Source organism: Streptomyces antimicrobicus, from assembly GCF_020532625.1.
Classification (GTDB): Bacteria; Actinomycetota; Actinomycetes; order Streptomycetales; family Streptomycetaceae; genus Streptomyces; species Streptomyces antimicrobicus.
In genome coordinates, this window is the sequence record NZ_JAJAUY010000238.1 from 1 (window position 1) to 4,394 (window position 4,394).

General features: G+C 71.3%; 5 protein-coding genes. 4 read left to right on the forward strand and 1 reads right to left on the reverse strand.

Translation table 11 applies throughout. The annotated features are described in order from the left end of the window. The first annotated feature begins 13 nt into the window (after window positions 1-13). Complete coding sequence (locus tag LG632_RS29605; protein WP_374203639.1) at window positions 14-1,117, forward strand: AI-2E family transporter; 1,104 nt, start codon at window positions 14-16, stop codon at window positions 1,115-1,117. On the opposite strand, the gene LG632_RS29610 is transcribed toward LG632_RS29605, so the two are convergent. Then, window positions 1,047-1,823, reverse strand: coding sequence for a Clp protease N-terminal domain-containing protein (locus tag LG632_RS29610; protein ID WP_226731012.1), 777 nt, complete (start codon window positions 1,821-1,823; stop codon window positions 1,047-1,049). The genes LG632_RS29605 and LG632_RS29610 overlap by 71 nt on opposite strands. Window positions 1,824-1,960: 137 nt before the next feature. Between LG632_RS29610 and LG632_RS29615 the strand changes: the two genes are divergently transcribed. The 3 genes from LG632_RS29615 to recX all read left to right on the forward strand — a co-directional run bounded on the left by LG632_RS29615 (window position 1,961) and on the right by recX (window position 4,310). Continuing rightward, a complete protein-coding gene (locus LG632_RS29615; RefSeq protein WP_226731013.1) occupies window positions 1,961-2,377 on the forward strand; it encodes a hypothetical protein in 417 nt (138 codons plus the stop codon). A 226-nt stretch (window positions 2,378-2,603) separates the two neighbouring features. Continuing rightward, window positions 2,604-3,743 carry a recombinase RecA gene (gene recA, locus LG632_RS29620; protein WP_226731014.1) on the forward strand — a complete coding sequence of 380 codons (1,140 nt, stop codon included), beginning with the start codon at window positions 2,604-2,606 and terminating at the stop codon, window positions 3,741-3,743. Between the two features lie 3 nt (window positions 3,744-3,746). After that, window positions 3,747-4,310, forward strand: a complete 564-nt coding sequence (gene recX / locus LG632_RS29625; protein ID WP_226731015.1) for a recombination regulator RecX — start codon at window positions 3,747-3,749, stop codon at window positions 4,308-4,310. Window positions 4,311-4,394: the final 84 nt, after the last annotated feature.

Consider the following 4,394-nt stretch of genomic DNA (forward strand, 5'->3'; position numbering starts at 1 on the left):
CCCCGGCACCCGGATGCCGCGCTGGCTGCCCCGGGCCGTGGTGATGGCGCTCGCCCTCTACGCCTGCTTCCAGCTCGGCACCTGGGCCTTCCACCAGCTGATCGGGCTGCTGGTCAACCTGCTGATCGCGTTCTTCCTGGCCCTCGCGATCGAGCCCGCCGTCGCCAGGATGGCGGCCCGCGGGATGCGCCGCGGGCTCGCCACCTTCCTGGTCTTCCTCGCGGTGGTCACCGGCGCCGTCGGATTCGTCGTGCTGCTCGGTTCGATGCTCGCCGGCCAGATCATCGACATGATCGCCGACTTCCCCCGCTACCTCGACGACGTCATCGACTCGATCAACTCGACGTTCCACACCGAGCTGTCCCGGCTGGCCGTCCAGGACAGCCTGCTGCACTCCGACTGGCTGCAGAAGTACGTCCAGAACAGCGCCTCGGGCGTGCTCGACGTGTCCGCGACCGTCCTCGGCGGGCTGTTCAAGCTGCTGACGATCACGCTGTTCGCCTTCTACTTCGCAGCCGACGGGCCGCGGCTGCGCCGCGCGCTGTGCTCCGTGCTGCCGCCCGCCAAGCAGGCCGAGGTGCTGCGGGCCTGGGAGATCGCCGTCGCCAAGACCGGCGGCTACCTCTACTCGCGGGGGCTGATGGCGCTGGTCTCCGGTGTCGCGCACTACGTGCTGTTCGCGGTGCTGGACGTGGCGTACGCGCCCGCGCTCGCCGTGTGGGTGGGGCTGGTCTCCCAGTTCATCCCCACCATCGGCACCTACCTCGCGGGCGCGCTGCCGATGCTGATCGCCTTCACCTCCCATCCCTGGTACGCGCTGTACGTCCTCGGATTCGTGGTGGTCTACCAGCAGTTCGAGAACTACGTGCTGCAGCCGAAGCTGACCGCGCGGACCGTGGACATCCACCCCGCGGTGGCCTTCGGATCGGTCATCGCGGGGACCGCGCTGCTGGGCGCGGTCGGGGCGCTGATCGCCATTCCGGCCGTCGCCACGCTGCAGGCCTTCCTCGGCGCGTACGTCAAGCGTTACGAAGTGGCGGAGGAGCCTACGGCTGGGCGGGCGGCTCGCCCTGCGTGGCGCCGTGCTTGGCGAGCACGGCGTCCAGAAGGGCGCTGATCTCGCCCTCGACGACGGCCTTGTCGACGCCGAGGTCGCGGCTGAGCACGCCGTCGCCGTCCTCCAGTTCGAGCAGGCCGAGCAGGATGTGCTCGGTGCCGATGAAGTTGTGGCCCAGCCGCAGGGCCTCACGGAAGGTCAGTTCGAGCGCCTTCTTGGCGCCGGCGTCGAACGGGACCAGGTCGGGCACCGGCTCCCCGGACGGCTCCGGCAGCAGTGCCGTGGCCGCCGGGCGTACGGCGTCCAGGTCGGTGCCCGTCTTCTTCAGGGCGGCGGCCCACAGGCCCTCGGGCTCGGCGAGCAGGCCGAGGACCAGGTGCTCGGGCCGGATCTCGGTGTGGCCGGCGCGGCGGGCCTCGCCCTGCGCGGTCACGACCACGTTGCGGGCGCGCGGGGTGAACCGGGAGAAGCCCTGGCTCATGTCGAGATCGCCGTCGTCGCCCTTGGCGACGAAGCGCTTCTGGGCGGCCTGGCGGGTGACGCCCATGCTCTTGCCGATGTCGGTCCAGGAGGCGCCGGAGCGGCGGGCCTGGTCGACGAAGTGCCCGATGAGGTGGTCGGCGACGTCGCCGAGGTGCTCGGCGACGACGACGGCCCCACTGAGCTGCTCGAGCGCGTCTGCGTGGGACTTCTTGATCGCCTCGATGAGGTCGTCGAGACGCACCGGATTGGTCATGCGGAGCGGTTCCGCCGAAGGGTTCGTCATGAGTGCAACCCTAGGTTGACAGTGTAGGAGTGTCAACCCTGGGTTGTCACTGCGCTTGCGGAGGGCGCGGGGGAGGGGCGACCGTGGACGTGCCCGAGATGTTCCTCGAAGTGAGTGATGTTCGGAGGTGCATTCCTATGCGCCGCAGAATTGCCGCAACCGTTCTCGCGGCCGCCGCCGGTGTCGGCATCGGCCTGCTGCCCGTCGGCAACGCGCTCGCCGCATCCCCGGCGGCCGTCGCGGGTGGCGGCGGGCACGGCGGATGGTGCTCGGACGACTGGCGGGGCAGTGCCCGCTGGAACGACTGCTGCGATCCGCGCCGGGACTGGCGCCCCGACTGGTGCTGGGACGACGTCTCCGGTGCGGGCTGGGGCCGCGGGGGCGACGGCTGGGGCGGTGACGGCCGGCACCACCACGACCACTGGAACGGCCACTGGAACAACGGCTGGGGCCGCGGCGGCGACGGCTGGGGCCACGGCGGCTGGGGCCACGACGGCGGCTGGGACAACAGCTGGCGCGACAACGGCTGGAACGGCGGAGGCGGCTGGGGCTGAGCCGGCGCAAGCCGGGGGAAGGTCGAAGGATCAGGGCCACCGAGGGCCGTCGTCCTGCCTGCCGGGCGGGTCGGCGGCCCTCCCGCGTGGTGCGCTTGACATGAAAATCGAACATCCATTCTCATGGCTTTTCCACAGCCGAACCGGGCGTGGAGGCGCGTTGTCAGTGGCACGCGTTAGCGTCTTTGGCGTGAAGCGATCGACTCAAGCAAACCGGGTGGAACCCATGGCAGGCACCGACCGCGAGAAGGCGCTCGACGCCGCGCTCGCACAGATTGAACGACAATTCGGCAAGGGCGCCGTCATGCGCCTGGGCGACCGGCCGAACGAGCCCATCGAGGTCATCCCCACCGGGTCGACCGCTCTGGACATCGCCCTGGGCGTCGGCGGCCTGCCGCGCGGCCGGGTCGTCGAGATCTACGGCCCGGAGTCCTCCGGCAAGACGACCCTGACCCTGCACGCCGTGGCCAACGCGCAGCGCGCCGGCGGCACCGTCGCCTTCGTGGACGCCGAGCACGCGCTCGACCCCGAGTACGCCCGCGCCCTCGGCGTGGACACCGACAACCTCATCCTGTCCCAGCCGGACACCGGTGAGCAGGCGCTGGAGATCGTGGACATGCTGGTCCGCTCCGGTGCCCTCGACCTCATCGTGATCGACTCCGTCGCCGCCCTGGTGCCGCGCGCGGAGATCGAGGGCGAGATGGGCGACTCCCACGTGGGTCTCCAGGCCCGTCTGATGAGCCAGGCCCTCCGCAAGATCACCAGCGCGCTGAACCAGTCGAAGACCACCGCGATCTTCATCAACCAGCTCCGCGAGAAGATCGGTGTGATGTTCGGCTCGCCGGAGACCACGACCGGTGGCCGCGCGCTGAAGTTCTACGCCTCGGTCCGGATCGACATCCGCCGCATCGAGACCCTCAAGGACGGCACCGAGGCCGTCGGTAACCGCACCCGCTGCAAGGTCGTCAAGAACAAGGTCGCCCCGCCGTTCAAGCAGGCCGAGTTCGACATCCTCTACGGCCAGGGCATCAGCCGCGAGGGCGGCCTGATCGACATGGGCGTGGAGCACGGCTTCGTGCGCAAGGCCGGCGCCTGGTACACGTACGAGGGCGACCAGCTCGGCCAGGGCAAGGAGAACGCGCGCAACTTCCTCAAGGACAACCCCGACCTCGCCAACGAGATCGAGCGGAAGATCAAGGAGAAGCTGGGCGTCGGGGTCCGCAAGGACGCCAAGGCCAAGGACGCCCAGGGCACCGAGGCCGGCGCGGACGCGGCCGCCCCCGCCGAGGACGCGGCCAAGACCGTGCCCGCCCCCGCCTCGAAGGCCAAGGCCGCCGCTGCCAAGACGGCCGCGACCAAGAGCTAACCGGTGCGGGAGTACGACGGGGGCGGTGGCTCGGGCTCGTCGAGGGCCGAGCGCGAGCTGCCGCCCCAGAGTCCCGAGGAGCAGGCGCGGGCGATCTGCCTGCGCCTGCTCACCGGGACCCCGCGCACCCGGCGGCAGCTCGCGGACGCGCTGGCCAAGCGGGGCATCCCCGAGGAGGTGTCGGACGAGGTCCTCTCCCGCTTCGAGGAGGTGGGCCTGATCGACGACGCCGCCTTCGCCGGTGCCTGGGTCGAGTCCCGCCACCACGGCCGGGGCCTGGCCCGCCGGGCGCTCGCCCGCGAGCTGCGCACCAAGGGCGTGGATTCCGCCCTGGTCGACGAGGCGCTCGGCCGGCTGGACTCCGAGCAGGAGGAGGAGACCGCCCGGGAGCTGGTGGCCCGCAAACTGCGCTCCACACGGGGGTTGGAGCGCGACAGACGGATCCGGCGCCTCGCCGGGATGCTGGCCCGCAAGGGCTACCCGGAGGGCATGGCCCTGCGGGTGGTCCGCCAGGCCCTGGAGTCCGAGGGCGAGGACACCGAGGACCTGGGCTTCGGCACGGACTGACTGACCGACCGGGCCGCGCCCCGGCGGGCGCGGAGCGCTCGTGCACGGAGCTTCGTGCACGGAGCGCTCGGGCGCGGGGCCTTC

Coding starts and splice junctions, on each gene's coding strand:
- LG632_RS29610 (WP_226731012.1), bottom strand. CDS start 1,823: ATGACGAACCCTTCGGCGGAACCGCTCCGCATGACCAATCCGGTGCGT.
- LG632_RS29615 (WP_226731013.1), top strand. CDS start 1,961: ATGCGCCGCAGAATTGCCGCAACCGTTCTCGCGGCCGCCGCCGGTGTC.
- LG632_RS29605 (WP_374203639.1), top strand. CDS start 14: ATGCCGCGCTGGCTGCCCCGGGCCGTGGTGATGGCGCTCGCCCTCTAC.
- recA (WP_226731014.1), top strand. CDS start 2,604: ATGGCAGGCACCGACCGCGAGAAGGCGCTCGACGCCGCGCTCGCACAG.